Consider the following 21,799-nt stretch of genomic DNA (forward strand, 5'->3'; position numbering starts at 1 on the left):
TCTCGTGCTGGTCCTCCGGCCGCGATAATGAAACGTGTTCTCGTTTCGCCGTGGCTTGGGTAGGGTGGCGGCCATGAGCCACGTCACAACGGAGCAAGCTACAACGGAGTACGACAAGCTTTTCATCGGCGGCAAGTGGACCGAGCCGTCGACGTCCGAAGTCATCGAGGTGCACTGCCCGGCCACCGGCGAGTACGTCGGCAAGGTGCCGTTGGCAGCGGCAGCCGACGTCGACGCCGCGGTCGCCGCGGCCCGCAACGCTTTCGATAACGGCCCCTGGCCCTCGACACCACCGAAGGAGCGGGCGGCGGTCATCGCCGGCGCGCTCAAACTGATGGAGGAGCGCAAAGACCTCTTCGTCAAGCTGCTCGGCGACGAAACCGGCCAGCCCCCGATGTCCCTCGAGACCATGCAGTGGATGAGTGGGGTAGCGTGCCTGAACTTCTTCGCCGGCCCCGCCGTCGACCAGGTCAAGTGGCAGGAAGTCCGGAACGGCGGCTACGGACAGACCATCGTCCATCGTGAGCCGCTCGGCGTGGTCGGCGCAATCGTGGCGTGGAACGTGCCGCTGTTCTTGGCGATCAACAAGCTGGGCCCCGCGCTGCTCGCCGGGTGCACGGTGGTGCTCAAGCCGGCCGCCGAAACGCCGCTGAGCGCAAATGCTTTGGCGGAGGTGTTCGCCGAGGCCGGGTTGCCCGAGGGTGTGCTGTCGATTGTTCCGGGCGGTATCGAAACCGGACAGGCGCTGACGTCCAACCCCGACATCGACATCTTCTCGTTCACCGGAAGCTCGGCCGTCGGCAAGGAGATCGGCAAGCGCGCCGCCGAGATGCTCAAGCCGTGCACCCTGGAACTCGGCGGAAAATCGGCAGCCATCCTGCTCGAGGACGTCGACCTGGCCGCCTCCGTCCCGATGCTGGTGTTCTCCGGAATCATGAACTCCGGGCAGGCCTGCGTGGCCCAGACCCGCATCCTGGCGCCGCGCTCCCGCTACGACGAAATCGTCGAGGCGGTGGGCAATTTCGCGGCTTCACTTCCTGTCGGTCCGCCGTCGGACGCGGGTGCGCAGATCGGCTCGCTGATCTCGGAGAAGCAGCGGACCCGCGTCGAGGGCTACATCGCCAAGGGCATTGAAGAGGGTGCCCGACTGGTGTGCGGCGGTGGACGTCCCGAAGGACTGGACGACGGCTTCTACGTGCAGCCGACCGTGTTCGCCGACGTCGACAACAGCATGACAATCGCGCAGGAGGAGATCTTCGGACCGGTGCTGAGCATCATTCCCTACGACACCGAAGAAGACGCGATCAAGATCGCCAACGACTCGGCTTATGGACTGGCCGGCAGTGTGTGGACCAGCGACGTGCCGCGCGGCATCAAGATCTCCGAGCAGATCCGCACCGGCACCTACGCGATCAACTGGTACGCGTTCGACCCGTGCTGTCCGTTCGGCGGTTACAAGAACTCCGGCATCGGTCGCGAGAACGGGCCGGAGGGCGTCGAGCACTTCACCCAGCAGAAGAGCGTGCTGATGCCGATGGGCTACACCACCGACAGCTAGGCTCTCCCGCCAGTGTGACGCTGCGGGCACACTCGGGCTCGAGTGTGCCCGCAGCGTCACACTCGAGCTAGAACGCTTCTTCGCGAAGCTGGCCGCGAGTGTGCGGCTAGCCGCACCCTGAAGCCAACAGCGCGAGGCGCTGGTCGAGGGTGGCATGGAAGTGCCCGATCGCGCTTTCGTGGCGTCCGAACTCCACGAAGGCATTCGCCCCGGAGCGCAAGCCGCGGTGCACACCCATCGACATTTCGTTGTCCTCCAGTGCACCCTGATCGAGAAGGGTCGGGACAGTCCCGGCACCACCTTGTTGGGTGGCCGCGAGCAGGGCAGCTTCTGCTGCATCGGGCGTGGCGACGGTATAGGTGGCGAACATCGAGTGGTCGACATCGATCGGGTCGATTACGACCACGATCAGCCGATCCGGAAACGTCGCGATCATTACGTTCGGGAACAGCTGATAGACGAACGTCATGCGCTGCTTAGTCGTCCACATCGACTCCGGGCGGTTACGGAGTCGTTCAATGTTGCGGTATGGGAATGTGATTCGGCTATTCGGGCCAAACGTTTCCACCACGTTGAGATCGTCGTACTGTAGCGGGAAGAACGTCTCCCGGTGGGTAGAGCGAATGTGGTAGCCCTCCCCGAATTGCTCGATGAGCACCTTCCAATTTATGTTCAGCACGGCGGACTCCGCGACGACGAGCCGCTCGGCCGGCACGAGTTTGTCCCGCCACGGACTGCCTTCGGTCAGTGCCGCCATCGCGTCGTCAGCAACTGCCCGCAGCCCCGGTTGCGCCGCATCGGAGTCCAGCGCATCGATGACGATGAGACCATCGACCTCACTGCTGGCGACCTCGACCAGGCCGCGCGTCGCGATGTTCAAATCCGGGAAGCCATCCGCGTGCGGAACATGCGCGAGCGTGCCGTCGAGACGATAAGTCCAGCCGTGGTACCGGCACACCAGCGCGTGAGAACATCCGGTGCCGTCTACCAGAGTCATCCCGCGATGACGGCAGGCGTTGCGGAATACCCGTGCCCGTCGGTCGTTGCCACGAACCGCGAACAGCGGCGTCCCGAAACAGACGCGTTCGACATGGTCACCTGGATTCGGGATGGCTGCCGAAGGAATGAACACGCTGGGAAACGAGCGCAGCATCCGCAGTTCATCCGCGAATCGTCCTGGGTCGAGGTAGTTTTCCACCGGTTCGCGCCACGGCTCGCCTTCATCGGTCGTCCCCGCGTCGATATGCGTGAGTAGGCGGCGCACAATCTCCACATCGTCGGCGACCAGCGGTCTTGTCAACGGACTCATGGCGTGCCTCCCAGGGTGCGCGTCGATGCCTCGTTTCAGCAGAAACGGTATGCTAGAAATGAAGTGACGTCAATTCATTTTTTGCTACGCTCATCCCGTGATCACGACCGCTGAACCCAGGACTCAAAAGGGGCGCGCGACACGCGAACGGCTACTCGCCTGCGCCCGCGACATCGCAATTGCCAACGATGGTCACCTCGAGATCGCCTGGGTCGCAGAGGCTGCAGGCGTCGTGCCAAGCTTGGTCAATCGCTATTTCGGCTCGCGGGCAGGACTGGTCAGCGCGCTGCTGCACGACTTCTTCGTCCGCCTGCGCGTCCAGGTTCTTGACCTCGATCTCGATGACCAAGGTACGTGGGCCCAGCATGAGCGCATCCGACTCGAAAAGGGTGTGCATTTCCACTACACCGATCCGGCCGCGGTCGTCGTCTACACCCGGCTATCTCGCGAGCCCGAGGTCGCGTTGACCGAGAACCGGCACATCGACGAGATCGTCAAACACGCTGCCGCCAACATTCGTCGCGGCCAGAAGCGTGGCGAACTGTCGTCATCCGTCGATCCCGAGCTCGCCGGCGCAGCCATGTTCGGTGCGATGCAGCGGGTGATGGTCACCGCGCTGGGCCGCAGCCCGCGTCCCCGACCAGACCGAGTCGTCGAAGTTCTGTGGCGGCAGATCGCCGCGGCCGTCGAGATCGACCCGTGACGGGTCAGAACGCCTCTTCCCGAAGCTGCATGAGCGCGAGATCGACATTGGCCGCGATCTCGCGTTCCGCAGTCAACCGCGGTAGCACGTTCTTGACGAAAAACTTTGCGCACACGACCTTTCCGGCATAGAACGCACTATCGCCCGGCGACGGATCGCCGTCGAGTGCGGTCAGCGCTGTCTCCGCCTGCCGGAGCAGCAGCCAGCCGATCAGCAGGTCACCGACCGCGAGCAGGAAAGGCACCGACTCCAAACCCACCCGGTAAAGCTCGCTTGCGCTCTGCTGGGAATCCATCAGATACCCGGTCATGGTGGCGACCCAGGCTTGCAGGTCGTCGACCGCGGTGGCCAACTGCTTGCGTGCTTCGACGAGTTCGGGTCGGGCGTCCTCGCTGTCGATGAACGACTCGATCTGCGTGACGAGGTGGCCCAGTGCCGCACCCTGGTCGCGGACGATCTTGCGAAAGAAGAAGTCCTGCGCCTGAATTGCGGTGGTGCCTTCATACAAGCTGTCGATCTTGGCGTCACGAATGTATTGCTCAAGGGGGTAGTCCTGTAGGAAGCCCGATCCGCCTAACGTCTGCAGCGATTCGGTCAGGCACTGGTAGGCACGCTCGGAGCCCACCCCCTTCACGATCGGCAACAGCAGATCGTTGACCCGGTTCGCCATATCGGCGTCGGCGCCGGACACCACGGCGGCGGCTTCGGGGTCTTGGTGGGCCGCGGTGTAGAGGTAGAGCGCACGCAGTCCTTCGGCGTAGGCCTTCTGCGTGATGTGGGCCCGGCGCACATCGGGATGGTGAATGATGGTGACCCGCGGCGCCGACTTGTCGGTCATCTGGGTGAGGTCGGCCCCTTGGACGCGAAACTTGGCGTAATCCAAGGCATTCAGGTAACCTGTCGATAGTGTTCCAATAGCTTTGGTGCCCACCATCATTCGGGCATATTCGATGATCCGGAACATCTGCGCGATTCCGCGGTGGGTGTCGCCGACCAGCCAGCCGGTAGCCGGGACGCCGTGCTGGCCGAACGTCAATTCACAAGTGGCCGAGACCTTCAGGCCCATCTTGTTCTCCACACCGGTGACGAATGCGCCGTTGCGCTCTCCCGGCTCACCGGTCTTCGGGTCGAGCAGGAACTTGGGCACCAGGAACAGGCTCAGCCCCTTGGTACCCGGTCCGGCGCCTTCGGGCCGGGCCAGCACCATGTGCAGGATGTTCTCAAAGACGTCGTCGCTGTCGCCACTGGTGATGAACCGCTTGACGCCGTCGATGTGCCAGGTGCCGTCGCCTTGGTCGACCGCTTTGGTCCGCCCGGCGCCGACGTCGGACCCGGCGTCGGGTTCGGTGAGCACCATCGTCGCGCCCCAGTTGCGATCGATCGCCAGCGATGCCCAATGTCGTTGCTGCTCATTGCCGATCCCGTAGAGGATGTTGGCGAGGACCGGGCCGGCCATGTACATGAACACGGCGGGGTTGGCGCCGAGCACCAACTCGTTGATCGCCCATTGCACCATCGACGGAGCCGGTACACCGCCGACGGCTTCTTCGAGCCCGACCCGGAACCACTCGCCTTCCCGCCACGCGTTCAGTGACTTCTTGAACGGCTCGGGCAGCGTGACGATGTGACTGTCGGGGTCGAACGTCGGCGGGTGGCGGTCGCTTTCGGCGAACGACTCGGCCACCGGCCCCTCGGCCAACCGCGCAGCCTCGGAAAGCATCTGCCGCACCGAGTCGCCGTCGAGGTCCCCGAATGCGTCGTCGGCCAGCACCCTCTCCAAGGCCAGCGATTCGAACAGATTGAACTCGAGGTCGCGCACATTGCTCTTGTAGTGACCCATCGCTGACGCCTTTCAATCGCCTGGGCTGAGCCTAACGCGCGTTAGCGACCCTGGAATTGGGCTTGGCGACGCTCGATGAACGACTGCACGCCTTCGGCGGCATCGGCGGTGGCGAACAGCGCCGCCACGTCGGGCCGTAGTCGCTCGATGGCGGCGGCGTCGCCCTGTGCGCGGGCCAGGTGCGCCGAGGCCAGCGTGGCCTGTACGGCTAACGGGGCCGCGCGTTCGGCGATGGTCCGCGCGATGTTGCGCGCACGCGACAACGCAGCGGAGCCGTCGTCGGCGACTTCCTGCACCAGGCCGATGCGGTGCGCTTCCACGGCGTCGAACTCGTCGCCGGTGAGCAGCCAGCGCATCGCGTTGCCCCATCCGCCCTCGCGGGGAAGCCGCAGCGTCGCACCGCCGAACGGATAGATGCCACGCTGCACCTCTAGCTGGGCGAAGCGGGTGCCTGTCGCCGCGACGCGGACGTCGGCGGCCAGCAGGAGTTCAATACCCAGTGTCATGCACCAACCATGTGCCACGGCGACCAGCGGTGTGGTCCACGAACCGTCGAGACGCCACGGGTCTCGTCCGTCGGCGGGCAACGGGAGATCGCCGGACGCGATGTTGGGGCCGACATCGACCAGGTCGAGACCGCCGGTGAAATGGTCGCCATGCGCGTACAGCACGCCGGCGCGCACCGAGGCGTCGGACTCCAGCAGTCCATAGGCGCGGGACAGGTCGGTGAGCATCGCCTGGTTGAAGGCGTTGCGCTTGTCCGGTCGATTCAGCCCGATCAGCAGGACGTGACCGTCGCGTTCGAGCGTCACGGTTTCCAGGTTCGGGAGTGCATCAGTTGAGCCAGCCATTCGCCGAGTCAAACGCACCGGCCACGAATATGCAATAGGGCATAACACTTAATCCGGTTGACAGATAGGGCTAATTCGTCGAGTTTGGCCATCTCGGCCGGTTAGGTCACTATGCAGCAACGGAGGTCTTTTCAGGTTGCTTGCTGGACGCCAGTCTTATATGGTCTACCCCATAATCGTGGGTCGGCAGATCCGGCGCATGGGGCAGCAGGAGAAGAGCATGCTGATCGTCGAACTGAACGTCGGCGGATACCGCTTCAGCGGAGAGCGGGCCGGGCTGCGCCGCAGCACGCTGCGCCCCGCACGGTTCAATCCGCGGACAATCCACTGGCGGATGCCGCAGCTACGCCACACCCCCGCGGCCTGACAACACACCGTTATGTCGTTAGCGACGCATGCCCCGCGCAAGCGCGGCGATACCAAAACCAGAATGCTGATCAGCGCCGCCGAGGTGATGCGCGAACGCGGTGCCGCCGGCGTGACCATCGACGAGGTGCTGACCCGTAGCGGTGCGCCGCGCGGTTCGGTGTACTACCACTTTCCGGACGGCCGCAATCAGATCCTTGCCGAGGCGCTGCAATACGCCGGAGATGCAATCACGGCCGACATCGACGACGCCGCCGGCCGCGGCGCCAAGGTGCTGCTTCGGCAGTTCGTCGACTTCTGGGAACGCGTGCTCGCGGAAAGCGATTTCCATGCCGGCTGTCCGGTGGTCGCGGCGGCGATCGGCTCGGCTGATGACGAAGTCCGGTTGTCTGCCGAAGCGGCGCGGATCTTCGCGCGCTGGCGCGCGGCGCTGACGCGGGCGTTCGTCGCCGACGGCTTCGTCGAGTCAGACGCAGATTCGCTGGCGGTGATGTCGATCGCGACGCTGGAAGGCGCCGTCATCCTGTGCCGATCCACGCGCAGCAGTGAACCGCTGAACAAGGTCTATGAGCAACTTGAATTCTTGGTCAAGGCAAGGGAATTCGTCCGCCGGAACGGACTGCCGGATCGCCGCAACTGACTAGTCGCTGGCCGGTAGCGGCTTGGCTTCCTTGAGGCTCAGCGCGGTCTGGCCGACAGCCAACGTCCCGGCACCGGCTTTGGTGACCAGCACCTCGGCACCGGACTCGTCCACGTAACGCTTGCCCATCACCGCGCCGTCGGAGAACGCCGGATCCAGCTCACCGGAACGTTCAGCACCCAACTCCACCATCGGCGCCCCGCCACAGCGCAGGTCGTCGAGGCTGTCTGCGCTGCGCACGACGATGACTTGGGTGTCGCAAACCTGGCTGGCCAAACGGGTTCCGTTTTTGATCATGATCTCGATCCTCGCTTGGAGTTACTGCTCGGCCGGGGCGGCGCGAAGCTCTTCGACGATTTCGCGGCGCAGCACCTTGCCCGTCGCGTTGGTGGGCAGCTCGTCGCGAAAGACTACCCGGTCAGGAGTGCGTGACCCCCGCAAACTTTTGCGGACGTGTTCGCGCAATTCCTCGGGGTCCGGCTCGGTGCCGACGGCCGGCACCACCACCGCGACGATCGCCTGTCCCCACTGCGAATCCTCGACGCCGACCACCGCGACATCGCGCACATGCGGGTGCTCAACCAGCACGTCTTCCAGCTCCGCGGGCGCGATGTTCTCCCCGCCGCGGATGATCGTGTCGTCGCTACGGCCACCGATGAACAGGTAGCCGCCCTCGTCGAGGGTGGCGATGTCCTTGGTCGGAAACCAGCCGTCGGCGTCGAGCACCGAGCCGATCCCGGTATAGCGACCGGAGACCTGCTCACCACGAACGAACAGCTCGCCGGTCTGCCCGGCCGGCAGCACGGCACCGCCCTCGTCGCGAATCTGCACCTCGACGCTGGGGACCGGCTGACCAACCGACGCCAACCGACGGACCACGGCCGGGTCGGCTGCGGCCTGTGCTTCACGGTGGTCGTCGGGAGTCAGCACCGCGATCGTCGAACTGGTCTCGGTCAGGCCATAGGCGTTGACGAAGCCGACGTGCGGCAACAGCTCCAGAGCCTTGCGCACCAGCGGCAACGGAACCTTGGACCCGCCGTAGGCCAGGTTGCGCAGCGACGGCAGGCGATGGTGTCCGCCCTCCAACACGGTCACGATGCGGTCCAGCATGGTCGGCACCACCGTCGCGCTGGTGACATGCTCGGCGTCGATCAGGCGCACCCAGTTCTCCGCGTCGAAGATCGGGAGATAGACCATCTTCCGGCCGGCGTACAGGTTCGACAGGGCCGCGCTGACCCCCGCGATGTGGTACGGCGGCACGCAGATCAACGCGGCGTCGGTTGGCTCGGCCGACCCGAATTCGACTGTGCCGGTGACGTAACTGGTCAGGTTGTTGTGGGTGAGCTCGACGGCTTTGGGCTGCGACGTGGTGCCCGAGGTGAACAACACGATGCCGACCGAGTCCGGGTCGGCGAATTCCACGGCCGGCTCGGCGTCGCGTGCCTGCGCCAGAAAGTCGTCGGACCCAATGACCTGCTTGGCCACGCTTTCAAGGCCGGCCGGCCCACCCAGCTCGTCGAGGTAGCGGCTGTCGATGACCACCAGCGGATCGGGCAGTCGGGCGATCAGCGTCTTGATGCCGTCGGCGGACAGCCGATAGTTGATCGGCGTGAACGTCAGCCCGGCTCGCGCCGATGCGAAGATCAGCAGCGGAAGCATCGCGCCGCCGGTACCGACGTAGGCGACGTGCGACGCCCCAGAACTCGCGATGATGCCGGCGCCGCCGTCGGCGAGATCGCTGAGCTGCTGCGTTGTCAGCCGGACGTCCCCCGAGACGACGGCGGTCCGCTCAGGATCGCTTGAACTCGCCATCTCGAGTAGTAGCGAAATACTCACGCTCGCGCTTTCTGTGGTGTCAACACGTTACAAAGCTCGCCAAAAGTGTCATGCCAGTTTAGATGACGTCCGATCGCACCCGCGCCGTGGCCGACGTCACCCACCACAAGAGGCCGACGAGGATCAAGCCGCCTGAGCTCAGGTGCCGGTCCAGCGCGCCGGCCGCTTCTCGGCGAAGGCGATCGCGCCTTCCTTGGCGTCGTTCGAGCTGAACACCGGCATCAGGAGTCTGTTCTGTTCGGCGAACCGAGTGTCGGGGCTCCAGCCGCGGGACTCGACGATGATCTGCTTGGTGGCGGCCACGGCCAGCGGACCGTTGGCGGTGATCCGTTCGGCCAACTCGATCGCCGCGTCCAGCGCGCCGCCGGGCTCGGCCAGCACGTTGACCATGCCCAGCGCGTGCGCGCGCTCGGCGGTGAAGGCTTCCCCGGTCAGCGCCAACTCCATCGCGATCGCAGGTGGGATGCGTTCGGGCAGGCGCAGCAGTCCTCCGCCGCCGGCCACCAGGCCGCGTTTGACCTCGGGAATTCCGAAGGACGCGTCCTTGGACGCCACGATCAGATCGGTGGCCAGTGCCAGCTCGGTGCCGCCGGCCAGCGCGTAACCCTCCACCGCCGCGATGAGCGGCTTGACCGGTCCACGCTCGGTGAAGCCCATCCCGCGGCCCTCGACGATGGGGACCTCGCCGCGGGCGAACGCCTTGAGGTCCATGCCCGCGCAGAACGTTCCACCCGCCCCGGTCACGATGCCCACCGAAAGCCCCGGGTCTCCGTCGAGCCTGTCCACCGCGTCGGCCAGACCATGGGCCACCGCGGAGTTGACCGCGTTCTTTGCCTTGGGCCGGTTGATGGTGATGATCAGGATCCGGTCCCGCTGCTCGACGAGGACTTCTGGTTCGCTGGCGGCTTCTTCAGTGCTCACGACGGTGTGACGCTCCTTGTTGTATTTGTAACGGGTCTCGCAGGAGATGGTATCCAGCCACTGGGGCTCGGCTAGCATCACAGCCAAACCCGAGCTGAAACCCCAGGGGAATGCGTTGAACGCAACCGATATCGAACCCAGCGAGATGTCCAAGTGGGACCCTGGCCTCACCGAGCGCGTGATGGGCTGGCTGCGTCCGCTGATCAAGGGCTACCACCGTGCCGAGGTGCGCGGGCTGGAGGCCTTCCCTCCGGGCGGCGCGCTGGTGGTGGCCAACCACTCCGGCGGGTTGTTCGCAATGGACGTTCCGGTTTTCGCGACCGGCTTTTACGAGCATTTCGGCTACGAACGGCCCGTCTACACGCTGAGCCACGACGTCATCTTCACCGGACCGACCGGCGAATTCTTCCGTCGCACCGGCTTCATCCGCGCCAACCACGAAAACGCCGACGAGGCATTGCGATCCGGCGGTGTCGTGGTGGTGTTCCCCGGCGGTGATTACGACGTCTACCGCCCGACGCTGACCGAGAACGTCATCGACTTCGACGGGCGCACCGGATACGTGCGGGCGGCGATCAACGCCGGCGTGCCGATCGTGCCGGCGGTGTCCATCGGCGGCCAGGAAAGCCAGCTCTACCTGTCCCGCGGGATGGGACTGGCCAAGGCGCTGCGGCTGGACAAGCTGATGCGGGTCAAGATCCTGCCGATCTCGGTGGGCTTCCCGTTCGGGCTGTCCGCGGTGCTGCCGGTCAACGTGCCGCTGCCGACCAAGATCGTGATGCAGGTGCTCGAACCGATCGACGTGATCGCCCAGTTCGGCGAGGAGCCCGACATCGACGCGGTCGACGCTCACGTCCGACTCGTCATGCAAAAGGCGCTCAGCGGGCTGGCCAAAGAACGTCGCCTCCCGGTCATCGGCTAGCAGCGCGATGGCACCGCTCGGTCTGCTGGGCACCATGGTCCGCGCGGGCATCGTCGCGCCTATGCGGCCCGATAAGTACCTGCGAATCATCGCGGTCGCGCGTCGCGAAGGCCTCTCTGTCACAAGCGGATTCGGGATGTCAGCACAACGCTGTCCCAACCGTCCCGCGCTGGTCGACGAACTCGGCACCCTGACCTACCGCCAACTCGATCAGCGCGCCGATGCGTTGGCCGCGGCGTTGCAGGCTTTACCCGGCGGAACGCCGGAAGTGCTGGCGATCATGTGCCGCAACCATCGCGGTTTCGTCGAGTCGTTGATTGCGGCCAACCGGATCGGCGCCGACGTGCTGCTACTCAACACCTCGTTCGCCGGGCCGGCGCTGGCCGACGTAGTCAACCGCGAGGGCGCCGACGCGGTGATCTACGACGAGGAGTTCACCGATTCGGTTGACCGCGCACTGGCTGACAAGCCCGACACCACGCACGTCGTCGGATGGACCGACCATCCGGAAGAACACGACACGACCGTCGAGAAGCTGGTCACCACGCACCTGGGCCAGCGACCCGTCAACACCGGCCGCAAGGGCAAGCTGATCCTGCTGACCTCGGGCACCACCGGTAATCCCAAGGGTGCCAAGCACTCCGGTGGCGGGACAACCGAACTCAAAGCGATGCTGGATCGGGTGCCGTGGCACACCGAAGAAACCACGGTGGTGGTGGCGCCGATGTTTCACGCCTGGGGCTTCTCGCAACTGATCTTCGCCGCGTCGATGGGCTGCACGGTGGTCACCCGTCGCAAGTTCGACCCCGAAGCCACCCTCGAACTCATCGACCGTCACCAGGCCACCGGCCTGTGCGTGGTGCCGGTGATGTTCGACCGGATCATGGACCTGCCCGACGAGGTACGCCGCCGCTACAGTGGTCGCTCACTGCGGTTCGCCACCGCATCCGGGTCCCGGATGCGGCCCGACGTCGCCACGAAATTCATGGACGAGTTCGGTGACATCCTCTACAACAACTACAACGCCACCGAAGCCGGCATGATCGCCACCGCGACACCGGCGGATCTGCGCGCCGCGCCGGACACTGCGGGAAAACCCGCTATAGGTACCGAGATTCGCATTCTCGACAGCGACCATCGCCCGGTGCCCACCGGCGAGGTCGGCCAGATCTTCGTCCGCAACACCAACCGGTTCGACGGTTACACCTCCGGCGGGGGCAAGAGTTTTCACGACGGCTTCATGGCATCCGGTGACGTCGGCCGACTCGACGAGGCCGGGCGCCTCTACGTGGTCGGACGCGACGACGAGATGATCGTGTCCGGCGGCGAGAACGTCTACCCGATCGAGGTGGAGAAGACGCTGGCCACCCACGCCGATGTCGCCGAGGCCACCGTGCTGGGCGTCGACGACGAACAGTACGGTCAGCGGCTGGTGGCGTTCGTGGTGCTGACGCCGGCCGCGTCTGTCACCGTGGACGATCTCAAACAACACGTCCGGGACAACCTGGCCAATTACAAGGTGCCCCGCGAGATCATCGTGCTCGATGAGCTGCCGCGCAGCAGCACCGGCAAGATCTCGCGACGTGATTTACATGGCCTGCTGGACTGAGTTCCCCGCCCCGAACGTGCAACCACGGCGAAAAACTCGTCGCAGTTACACACTCGCCGCAACTCGGGCTCAGGCCTGAGCCAACGCAGCTTCGATGACCGCCAGCTTCTCGGAAAGCCCTGCGGCACGCCGAATTTCGATGAGTTCATCGATGATGGCCTCGGTGACCTCATGCGGGTCGTCGACAGTGGCGCCGTCGGCCAGCACCGAGACATTGAGCTGGTCAACATAACTCCACACCGTGATGTTCAGGCCGCTGCCGGTGGTCAACGGGCCCACCGAATAGATCTCGGTGACCAATGCACCGCCGACCCGCCCATGTTCACGCGGACCCGGGACGTTGGAGATCGGCAGGTTGAGCACCTTGTTCTGCCCGTCGCGGCTAGCCAGCCAACGGAACAGCGATTCCGAGGGCCCCGGCGGAAAGTAGGCGGCCCACCGGCTGACCAGCTCCGGGCCGAGCAGCTGGTGGCTCTCCTTGGCGTCGACCGCGTAATCATGCGAGCGCCGTACCCGCTCCAGCGGATCATCGACGTCGGCGGGCAGCGCCACCATCATCCCGGTGAACAGGTTTCCCGAAACACGATCCGGTGAAAAGTCGAAGCTCACCGGCACCGACGCCAACAGCGGGTGGTCGGAGTCGCCGTCATAGCGCAGCCGCAGCTTGCGCAACGCCCCCGCCGACAGCCCCAACACCATGTCGTTGATCGTGACACCAAGGGCCTTGCCGGTCTCTTTGACATCGCTCAGCGCCAAGGTCGCCGTCGCGAATCTGCGCTCGGGCGTGAGCATGTGGTTCATGAAGCTCGGCGGCGGGGTGAAGGGCATCGTCAACTCCGGCGAAAGCTTGCGCGAGCTGCGGCGCACCCGGTTGATGCCCTGCGCGGTGTAGCCGATGGTCCCCGGGATCCGCGCGAGATGGCGCATGTGATCGGCGAACGCCGACCGCACCAGCGTCGCCGTCGATGGCGCCGGGTCCGGCGCATACCGAGTCTGGCCGGACTTTGGCCCGGGCGCGAGGTCCATGCCGCGCGCCAGCAGATTCGCCGCCGCCACCCCGTCAGCGAGCGCGTGATGGACCTTGCCGACCACCGCGATTCGGTTGTCGGCCAAGCCTTCGACGAAATACATCTCCCAGAGCGGGTAGTCGCGGTCCAGCGGAGTGCTGGCGATCTCGCCGATCGCCTCGTCCAGCTCACGACGACCGCCCGGCGCCGGCAACCGCCACGGCCGCACGTGATAGGTCAGGTCGACGTCGCAGTTCTCCCGCCACATCGGGTGGTGCAACTTGAGCGGAATGTCAACCAGCTGATAGCAAAACGGCTCCAGCTTGTAGAGCCGGCTGTGAATCACCCGGCGGAACGCGTCGATGTCGAAGTCTTGACGGTCGGCGTCCAGTTCGATCACCGCGACTTTGAGGGTGTGCATATGCACGTTCGGCGTTTCGCTGTAAAGCAGTACCGCGTCCCACCCGCTCAGCCGCTTCATGGGTGGGACCCTACAACTGTGGGGCGGCTAGATGACCTCTTTGGTCGCGATCATCCGGTTGCGATAAACCTGGCCCAAGAACAGCCCGACCGCGGTCGACGTCGCACCGGTGCGCGCCCCGTCGGTCATGTCAAATCCGTGGCCGGCACCCGGCAGCTCCACGTAGGTGACCAGCGAACGCGATATCGACCGAAGTCGCTCGACGAAGCTGCGCGCCTGAGCCACCGGGATCACCGTGTCGCTGCTGCCATGAATCACCAAGAACGGCGGTGCATCCGGATGTATCCGTGCGATCGGTGACGCGTCGCGGAACACCTCGGGGTGGCGGTCGATTCGACGCTTGACCACGACTCGCTCCAGGAAATCCACGAAGCGGTCCCGCTCGACGGTCGAGCGGTCCTCCCAGTCGTAGCGACCATAGATCCCCACCACCGCGTCCACGGAAGTGTCCGAACCCGGCGGCAGCTCGGTCTGCATCTCAGGATCATTGGCGGTCAATCCGGCCAGTGCCGACAAGTGTCCACCGGCCGAACAACCCGCTACCGCAATGAAATTGCGGTCACCGCCGAATTTGTCGACGTTAGCCCGGGCCCACGCGATGGCGCTTTTGACGTCGGTGATGTGGGACGGCCAGCGGTGGTGCGGAGAAACCCGGTATTGCACCGACAGGCAGATCCAGCCCATTTCGGCCAACTGCGACATCAGGGCATAGCCCTGCAGCTGGCGACCGCCGTGCACCCAGGCGCCGCCGGGCACGAAGATCAACACGGGCGCCGGCCGCACCGGCAGATCCTTGCGACGCCACACGTCCAGGAGTTGCACCGGGTGCTTGCCGTAGCGCACCGAGGTGCGGTGCAGGTAGCGACGGTGTTGCAGCGCGCGCCAGAAGGGTGGCTTGTCGTCGGGCGCCGGCCACTCGACATCGAGGTCCTTGCTCGAGACCACGCCGCGCAGCGCGGCGTCCAGCACCGATTGGGTCTGGTCGCGCTCGGCCTTGCGGGTCTCGCTGATGCCGGGAGTCAGCCATGACTTGGCCGACGCGGACAAGAACTCCGGCGCCATTCGGTAACCCCACAGGCCCATCGCGGTCACACCGCCCAGCGGCTCCAGATGCCTGCCGACCACGGGCAGCGAAGCCATCGCATCACTCAACGCCAGCATGTAGTCGCCGGGGCGGGCCCGCAGCAGCCACTTTGCCCGAGAAGTCATGCTCGGTCGGCGAAAGCCGGTCGCCGGTCGTTCCGTCATTTCGGGAGCGTACCCCGCAGAGTCTGCGCCAACATCGCAAACGCGACCGCTTCCTCAGTCACCAGCTGCGACGTGCCCGAAGCAGTCGCCCCCGTGCCAGCGGGCAGCACGGGGATGTCCGCCTCACCGGCCCCATGGACCCACGAGTCCGTAGTCACACCCAAATGACGTAAATCGGCGTACCGTCATGTATATCGGGCAGCTCAATCGAGCAAACATGCTCGACTAAAAAGGACAAGCTAATGGCTTCACCAACGACGTTCCGCTCGCCCTATGTCCTCCGTCTCGAACTGGTTAGGGACACCATCACTTCCAACACCAAACTCGGAGACAAGGCAGCCAGCGACCTCGCGGAACATGTTCTCGAGGCATTGAATTCGATTCCGGAGAAGATTCGCTGAACCAGCGGCGGTCCCGCATTTCTTGACCGCACGTTTTCCGATTCGTGTGCACATTTTATGAGTGATTGGTCAAGGTGGCGCATCACTTAACGATCCCCGCACGGGCGATTCGTCTGCGTGACTGAAGGTTTGAACCATGACAGTTACTGTGACACTACAAGACGGCGACACCGACAAATATATGCGCTTCGGTGACACCTACATCAAGCACGACGACGGCACGCTCGACGTCCTCCGCGACGGCGCAAAAGGGCCACACAGTTACGCCCCGGGTGCGTGGTCCGACGTGCAGGGCGACGAAAAGCAGTTGAACCGGCGGCGTTTCCAGGGCTGGTTCAGACGGGGAGCCCCGGTTTCCCCGCCGACTTAAGAGCCCCTGGGCGGCCGCACCCGGATCAGAGGTGATGATCGGCCGGCAGCCTTGTCGATCGCTCAGCCTCCTGCGTCGCGGTGAAATCTCAGAATGTCGGGAAGTGGCCGCCGCGGCGTGATCGGAGGTAACTCACCAAGCACACGGGCTTCGCCGACGCGGATCACAAGTTGCGGCATGGCAGCCCGCCCGGTCAAGGTGCCGATGAGGTGACGGCTGGACTGTAGCTCCGTGAGATGGCTCAGTGTGCATGTCGCCATGCCGGCCAACGTGCACTCCAACAGCACCGCGGACAGCGCTTCGCCGCACCGCAAGGCGTCATCGCGAGTGTCCTCGTCGGTGGACAGAACCAGCACTGTGGACTGGTCTTGTCCGGTGCCGACCGGCCGCTCGTTGTGAGCGCTAACCGGGAAGGTCCGTCCGACGTCGACCCGATCGCTTTCGGCTGCCGACAGCAGTGAACTGCGCGGAATCCCATCGGAATTCTCGAAATGACCAGTCCACCAGCTTAATTCGGTGTGATACGAGGAATCGTAGAGCCGCAGTGATTCGGTGAGTCGTGACGCCCTCGCCAGTTCCCAGCGCCTCTCCGCGGCTATCACGTCGAGATGAACTGCCCTGGCATCGACGGCGTTGCGCAGCAGAGGTTCGAAGGACGCCCAGTTCCTCGGTGCAGCGAAGGGAAGCCGGTCGGTGCGACGGCGCCCAATTGCGTTGGCTCGGTGGCGATGCTGATCGGTGACGCGGCCCATCGGGCTGAAATCAAGCGCTGCGAGATGACCGGGATTGTTTGGGTCGGGAAATCTGTCGACGTTGGCTGCCCACCCGGCTGCAGCCATCGCCACGCATAGATGGTCGAGGACGGCGCCGCAGCCGATATGGGCCTCGCGCCCCGACTTGTCGGTGGAGGGAAGAATTCGGCTGCGATCGACATAGAGGTCCAGCCCCACACCCTCGGCAACCCATTGCCAGGGCTGGCTATTGTGTAACGACGGGGCCCGGCACGCCAACTGCACTGCGGCCCTGAGTATGTCGACATCCACCAAGGTGTCCGGCATGATCGATCAACCTCCATTTCGTGCCTAAGTCAATTCAAGAACGCACCGGCGGGTGCCACCAGCGCGCAGTGCGTTGCCGCCAGAGCGATAACGATCCGCGGCGGCGGTCACGACGTTGGTCCGTATGCCGCAGGCCGGTGTAAACGATCGCCTCGTTGCCTGGCTGGCGGGAACTCCTCTGCGAGCACTGTCCGCGCGCCGATCGGTGGTGTCGAGTGCGGTGGATTCCAGATCCAGTTGCGGATTTCGGGCAGGTCTTGGCCGTGAGTGTTGATGTAGCGGGTGTGTTCGATGAGTTTGTCCGCCATCGCCTGCTTCAGGTAGTCGCCGATCGCGCCGAGCTGGGGCAGTCGGTCAATGACGTCTGCGACGAGATGGAAACGGTCCAAGCGGTTCTGCACGCGCATGTCGAAGGACGTGGTGATGGTCCCTTCTTCGTTGTAGCCGCGCACATGCAGATTTCGATTGGTTCTGCGATAGGTGAGTCGATGAATCAGACTCGGGTAGCCGTGGAAGGCGAAGATAATGTGTTTGTCGGTGGTGAATAGGGCGTCATAGTCGCGGTCGCTGAGCCCATGCGGGTGCTCGGTCGCCGACTGCAACCTCATCAGGTCCACCACATTGACCACCCGGATCTTCAACTCGGGCAAGTGTTCCCGAAGGATCGACACCGCAGCCAGCACTTCGAGGGTCGGAGTATCGCCGCAGCACGCCAGAACCACATCCGGTTCGACACCGCGGTCGTTTCCGGCCCATTCCCAGATGCCGATGCCCTCGGTGCAGTGGACCACCGCGTCGTCCATGTTCAGCCATTGCGGCATCGCACGCTTCCCAGCGACCACGACATTGACGTAATGACGGCTGCGCAGACAATGGTCGGCCACGGAGAGCAGGCAGTTGGCGTCCGGCGGCAGATAGATCCGCACCACGTCAGCTTTTTTGTTGACGACGTGGTCCAGGAAGCCGGGGTCTTGGTGGGTGAAACCGTTGTGGTCTTGCTGCCAAACATGCGAGGCGAGCAGATAATTCAGTGACGCGATATCACGGCGCCACGGCAGTTGCGCGGTGACCTTGAGCCACTTGGCATGCTGATTGAACATTGAGTCGACGATGTGGATGAACGCCTCGTAGCAGTTGAACAGCCCGTGCCGGCCGGTCAGCAGATAACCTTCGAGCCAGCCTTCGCTCTGGTGCTCGCTGAGCATCGAATCTAAGAGCCTGCCTGTGGGAGCCAGGAATTCGTCGTTCGCGGCGGTGCGGGCATCCCATTGCCGGTCGGTGACCTCGAAGACCGCGCCGAGCATGTTCGACAGGGTTTCGTCGGGGCCGAAGATCCGGAAGTTGCGCGCCTCGTCGTTCAACGCGACCACGTCGCGCAAAAAAGCGCCGAGCACGCGGGTGTCTTCGGCTTGCACAGCTCCGGGTGAGGCCACCGTCACCGCATGGGCGCGGAAGTCGGGCATCCGGAGGTCTCGCAGCAGTTGTCCGCCGTTGGTGTGCGGGTTGGCGCCCATCCGCTGTTGCCCGTTGGGGGCCAGCGCGGCCAGGTCGGGCAGCAGCCGCCCAGCCGCGTCGAACAGCTCGTCGGGTTGGTAGCTGCGCATCCAGCTCTCGAGTTGCTCGAGGTGCCCAGGATGCTGCTCATCGACGAGAAGCGGCACCTGATGTGCCCGAAAGGTGCCTTCGATCAGCCGGCCGTCGACTTCTTTCGGTCCGGTCCAGCCTTTGGGAGAGCGCAGCACGATCATCGGCCAGCGCGGGCGGGTCGTATCGCCAGTGCCTCGGGCGTTGTGCTGGATCGCGTGAATTCTGGCGACGACGGTGTCGAGGGCGGTGGCCATCAATTCGTGCATGGCTTCGGGATCATCACCTTCGACGTAGTGCGGGTCCCAGCCGCAGCCGCGCAGGAGTTGGTCCAGTTCCTCGTGTTCGATGCGGGCCAGCACGGTCGGGTTACTGATCTTGTAGCCGTTCAGATGCAGGATCGGCAGCACCGCGCCGTCACCGATCGGGCTGAGGAACTTGGTGGAATGCCAGGCCGTGGCCAGTGGTCCCGTCTCAGCCTCGCCGTCGCCGATCACGCACGCGACAATCAGGCCGGGGTTATCGAAGACAGCGCCGAACGCGTGACTCAGCGAGTAACCCAGTTCCCCGCCTTCGTGGATCGATCCCGGAGTAGTCGGTGCCACGTGGCTGGAAATGCCTCCGGGAAAAGAGAATTGGGTGAAGAGCTTCTTCAGGCCGGACTCGTCCCGGCTGATGTCGGGATAGATCTCGGTGTAGGAGCCCTCGAGGTAGGTGTTGGCGACCAGGGCCGGGCCACCATGACCGGGGCCGGCGACGTAGAACATGTCCAGGTCGTACTTCGTGATGACCCGGTTCAGGTGCACATAGATGAAGTTTTGACCCGGCGTCGTTCCCCAATGACCGACTACGAGTGGTTTTACATCCGATAGCCGGAGCGGTCGTTTGAGCAACGGGTTGTCATACAGATAGATCTGACCGACTGACAGATAATTCGCTGCCCGCCAGTAGGCGTTCATCTTGCGGAGCAGTTCAGGTTCGAGGGTTCGGGTCGTCATTGTGGTGGCCCTTCGGTCGGCTCGCAGCTACCCGGTTCGCGTTGACGGCTCGGCCCCATTCGCGGTGCTGACCGGTTGAAGTGGGGAAGCGGCGGCCGCACCTTCTCGGGCGAGGAAGGCGCCCAGCTCACCGATCGCACTCATGAGCGGCGCCGGGAACACGATGGTGGTGTTCTTCTCCACCCCGAGTTCGACAAGAGTTTGCAGGTTGCGCAGTTGCAAGGCCAACGGATGCGCCATCATCGTGTCCGACGCGTCACCCAATGCGGCCGCGGCCATTGACTCGCCCTCCGCCGCAATGATTTTGGCTCGCTTCTCACGCTCGGCCTCGGCTTGCCGAGCCATCGCGCGTTTCATGCTGTCGGGCAACTGGATGTCTTTGAGCTCGACCAGCGTCACTTCGACACCCCATTCGAGTGTTGCGATGTCGAGGATCTTTCGGATATCGGCGTTGATGGTGTCGGTCTCCGACAGCGCCTGGTCAAGGCTGTGCCGGCCGACAACCTTGCGCAGCGTGGTCTGCGCGATCTGATTGATCGCGGCGTGGACATTCTCGATCGCAATCACCGATTTCACCGCGTCGACAACTCGGAAGTAGGCGACCGCCGAAATGTCGACGCTGACGTTGTCGCGGGTGATGATGCCCTGGGACTGGATCGGCATCGTCACAATTCGCAGCGACACCTTCATCAGCCGATCGATGACCGGGATGATCACGGCCAGCCCGGGGTCCTTGACACCCACCACCTTGCCGAGGCGGAACAACACACCCTTCTCGTACTGCGTCACCACTCTGATCGAGAACGACAACACGATCAGGGCGACAATAACGAGCACCACGGCCAGGATGATCAAAGCCTTCATGACATGTCCTTCAACGATATTGAGGAATCTAGGGTTTCCGCCCTCAGCGACCAGGGAAGCGGTTCGGGCGTGCGGCAGCCGCCGTCGAGACCTGGGGCGGCAGCAGGTGAGTGGAGCGATGGGAAGCAAGCGAAGTGGCCACGCTGACCTGACGTGCATTTCATCACCGGCGTGTGAGGGCTCGGAGCCGATGCTCCTTGAGTTAAGCGGCGGACGGCCGAACTCATCCCGAACCAGCTGAGATTCTCAGCACTCTTGACACTACGCCCGTTTGGACTGCTCGTGCGCGACAGTGTGCTTCTACTACGCGGCTACCGGCGTAACATCATGCTGACAACCATCTCGTGACGGTTGCGCCATGCGGGTGCTGGGCTTCGGTGTCGATTCCCAGCTCCGCCAAGATTATTGAGCACAGGTATGACGGAGTTCACCGAGGACCCCGACGGCTTACCGTCGGGGTCGCTGAGCGCGCAGCAGGCTACGGCTGATGCCGCCGACTTGCGGGCCGGGATCGACGACCTGGCGGGCTTGGTGGCGGGCAGTCGGGGGTTGCCTGAGTTACTGGCTGAGGTGTCGACGTTCGCGGTGCACGCGATACCCGGCGCCGACGGCGCCGGGGTTACCTTGTTGCAGGTCGACCGGGTGGACAACATGGTTGAGGCGTTGGCGGCCAGCGCCCCGTTCGTCGCCGAGATCGACGAAATTCAGTACGTGACCCTCATGGAGGGGCCCTGCATCACCGCGGCACTGGAGCGGCGCACGGTGCGGTCTGGGTCGTTGGGTGGGGAGAAGATGTGGCCGCGGTTCGGTCCCCGAGTGGGCCGCTTGGGCGTGCACAGTGCGCTGTCGCTGCCGCTACTGCTGTCGGATCAGGTGATCGGCGCGATCAATGTCTACGCCCACGGCAAAGACGTCTTCGGTGAGCACGCCGCCGAACTGGGGGAACTGTTCGCCAAACCCGCTGCGGTGGCAGTGCATAACGCCCAGGTCCTTGCGCATGCGATGGCTTTGACCACCCAGTTGCAAAAGGCGCTGTCGACGCGTCCGGTGATCGATCAGGCGATCGGCCTGATCCGGGGGCGCAGCGGGCGCAGCGCCGAGGAGGCGTTCAATCAGCTGCGAACGATCAGCCAAACCGAACACCGCAAATTAGCTGAGGTGGCCCAACACATCGTCGATGAAGCGGTGCGCCGCGCCCGCGCCCGACACGACCCGATCTGAGCCCGAACCACA

The 21,799-nt window shown here is 64.4% G+C and carries 20 protein-coding genes; 9 read left to right on the forward strand and 11 right to left on the reverse strand.

Going from position 1 to position 21,799, the window contains the following annotated elements; translation table 11 throughout:
- The first annotated feature begins 73 nt into the window (after positions 1–73).
- Positions 74–1,558, forward strand: coding sequence for an aldehyde dehydrogenase (locus tag VGH54_RS00455; RefSeq protein WP_331509975.1), 1,485 nt, complete (start codon positions 74–76; stop codon positions 1,556–1,558).
- Positions 1,559–1,664: 106 nt separating this feature from the next.
- Here the strand turns inward: VGH54_RS00455 and VGH54_RS00460 are convergent, their stop codons facing one another.
- Positions 1,665–2,867: an aromatic ring-hydroxylating oxygenase subunit alpha gene (locus VGH54_RS00460; protein WP_331509976.1), complete on the reverse strand. Its 1,203-nt coding sequence runs from the start codon at positions 2,865–2,867 to the stop codon at positions 1,665–1,667.
- 97 nt (positions 2,868–2,964) lie between these two features.
- Here VGH54_RS00460 and VGH54_RS00465 point away from each other — a divergent pair, with 97 nt between their 5' ends.
- On the forward strand, positions 2,965–3,570 hold the full coding sequence (locus VGH54_RS00465) for a TetR/AcrR family transcriptional regulator (RefSeq protein ID WP_331509977.1): 606 nt from the start codon (positions 2,965–2,967) through the stop codon (positions 3,568–3,570).
- Between the two features lie 4 nt (positions 3,571–3,574).
- Here the strand turns inward: VGH54_RS00465 and VGH54_RS00470 are convergent, their stop codons facing one another.
- The gene (locus VGH54_RS00470) at positions 3,575–5,410 is read right to left on the reverse strand and encodes an acyl-CoA dehydrogenase (RefSeq protein WP_331509978.1); all 1,836 of its coding nucleotides are present in this window, start codon (positions 5,408–5,410) and stop codon (positions 3,575–3,577) included.
- A 41-nt stretch (positions 5,411–5,451) separates the two neighbouring features.
- The gene (locus VGH54_RS00475) at positions 5,452–6,261 is read right to left on the reverse strand and encodes a crotonase/enoyl-CoA hydratase family protein (RefSeq protein ID WP_331509979.1); all 810 of its coding nucleotides are present in this window, start codon (positions 6,259–6,261) and stop codon (positions 5,452–5,454) included.
- Positions 6,262–6,439: 178 nt separating this feature from the next.
- Between VGH54_RS00475 and VGH54_RS00480 the strand changes: the two genes are divergently transcribed.
- Entirely contained in the window at positions 6,440–6,628 is a 189-nt protein-coding gene (locus tag VGH54_RS00480) for a hypothetical protein (protein ID WP_331509980.1), read from the forward strand.
- A gap of 12 nt (positions 6,629–6,640) precedes the next feature.
- Entirely contained in the window at positions 6,641–7,267 is a 627-nt protein-coding gene (locus VGH54_RS00485) for a TetR/AcrR family transcriptional regulator (RefSeq protein ID WP_331509981.1), read from the forward strand.
- On the opposite strand, the gene VGH54_RS00490 is transcribed toward VGH54_RS00485, so the two are convergent.
- From VGH54_RS00490 to VGH54_RS00500, 3 genes are all read right to left on the reverse strand, one after another.
- Positions 7,268–7,564, reverse strand: a complete 297-nt coding sequence (locus VGH54_RS00490) for a hypothetical protein (RefSeq protein WP_331509982.1) — start codon at positions 7,562–7,564, stop codon at positions 7,268–7,270.
- A gap of 21 nt (positions 7,565–7,585) precedes the next feature.
- On the reverse strand, positions 7,586–9,103 hold the full coding sequence (locus tag VGH54_RS00495) for a long-chain fatty acid--CoA ligase (RefSeq protein ID WP_331509983.1): 1,518 nt from the start codon (positions 9,101–9,103) through the stop codon (positions 7,586–7,588).
- 138 nt (positions 9,104–9,241) lie between these two features.
- Positions 9,242–10,024 (reverse strand): crotonase/enoyl-CoA hydratase family protein, encoded by a 783-nt coding sequence (locus VGH54_RS00500; RefSeq protein ID WP_331509984.1) that lies wholly within the window; start codon positions 10,022–10,024, stop codon positions 9,242–9,244.
- 115 nt (positions 10,025–10,139) lie between these two features.
- On the opposite strand from VGH54_RS00500, the gene VGH54_RS00505 reads away from it, so the two are divergent.
- Complete coding sequence (locus tag VGH54_RS00505) at positions 10,140–10,946, forward strand: 1-acyl-sn-glycerol-3-phosphate acyltransferase (protein WP_331509985.1); 807 nt, start codon at positions 10,140–10,142, stop codon at positions 10,944–10,946.
- Between the two features lie 7 nt (positions 10,947–10,953).
- Positions 10,954–12,555 (forward strand): acyl-CoA ligase FadD12, encoded by a 1,602-nt coding sequence (gene fadD12, locus VGH54_RS00510; protein ID WP_331509986.1) that lies wholly within the window; start codon positions 10,954–10,956, stop codon positions 12,553–12,555.
- A gap of 69 nt (positions 12,556–12,624) precedes the next feature.
- Here fadD12 and VGH54_RS00515 read toward each other — a convergent pair whose 3' ends face one another.
- Together VGH54_RS00515 and VGH54_RS00520 are read right to left on the reverse strand one after the other, a co-directional pair.
- Positions 12,625–14,043, reverse strand: coding sequence for a wax ester/triacylglycerol synthase family O-acyltransferase (locus VGH54_RS00515; protein ID WP_331509987.1), 1,419 nt, complete (start codon positions 14,041–14,043; stop codon positions 12,625–12,627).
- A 27-nt stretch (positions 14,044–14,070) separates the two neighbouring features.
- Positions 14,071–15,291, reverse strand: coding sequence for an alpha/beta hydrolase fold domain-containing protein (locus tag VGH54_RS00520; protein ID WP_414688604.1), 1,221 nt, complete (start codon positions 15,289–15,291; stop codon positions 14,071–14,073).
- A gap of 242 nt (positions 15,292–15,533) precedes the next feature.
- Between VGH54_RS00520 and VGH54_RS00525 the strand changes: the two genes are divergently transcribed.
- On the forward strand, positions 15,534–15,692 hold the full coding sequence (locus VGH54_RS00525) for a DUF6307 family protein (protein WP_331509988.1): 159 nt from the start codon (positions 15,534–15,536) through the stop codon (positions 15,690–15,692).
- Between the two features lie 136 nt (positions 15,693–15,828).
- Positions 15,829–16,062 carry a hypothetical protein gene (locus tag VGH54_RS00530; protein ID WP_331509989.1) on the forward strand — a complete coding sequence of 78 codons (234 nt, stop codon included), beginning with the start codon at positions 15,829–15,831 and terminating at the stop codon, positions 16,060–16,062.
- A gap of 62 nt (positions 16,063–16,124) precedes the next feature.
- Here VGH54_RS00530 and VGH54_RS00535 read toward each other — a convergent pair whose 3' ends face one another.
- The 3 genes from VGH54_RS00535 to VGH54_RS00545 all read right to left on the reverse strand — a co-directional run bounded on the left by VGH54_RS00535 (position 16,125) and on the right by VGH54_RS00545 (position 20,566).
- Entirely contained in the window at positions 16,125–17,120 is a 996-nt protein-coding gene (locus VGH54_RS00535; RefSeq protein WP_331509990.1) for an Acg family FMN-binding oxidoreductase, read from the reverse strand.
- Between the two features lie 107 nt (positions 17,121–17,227).
- Positions 17,228–19,702: a phosphoketolase family protein gene (locus VGH54_RS00540; protein ID WP_331509991.1), complete on the reverse strand. Its 2,475-nt coding sequence runs from the start codon at positions 19,700–19,702 to the stop codon at positions 17,228–17,230.
- 27 nt (positions 19,703–19,729) lie between these two features.
- The gene (locus tag VGH54_RS00545; RefSeq protein ID WP_331509992.1) at positions 19,730–20,566 is read right to left on the reverse strand and encodes a slipin family protein; all 837 of its coding nucleotides are present in this window, start codon (positions 20,564–20,566) and stop codon (positions 19,730–19,732) included.
- 417 nt (positions 20,567–20,983) lie between these two features.
- Between VGH54_RS00545 and VGH54_RS00550 the strand changes: the two genes are divergently transcribed.
- Positions 20,984–21,787: a GAF and ANTAR domain-containing protein gene (locus VGH54_RS00550; protein ID WP_331509993.1), complete on the forward strand. Its 804-nt coding sequence runs from the start codon at positions 20,984–20,986 to the stop codon at positions 21,785–21,787.
- Positions 21,788–21,799: the final 12 nt, after the last annotated feature.

Source organism: Mycobacterium sp. (assembly GCF_036488105.1).
GTDB lineage: Bacteria > Actinomycetota > Actinomycetes > Mycobacteriales > Mycobacteriaceae > Mycobacterium.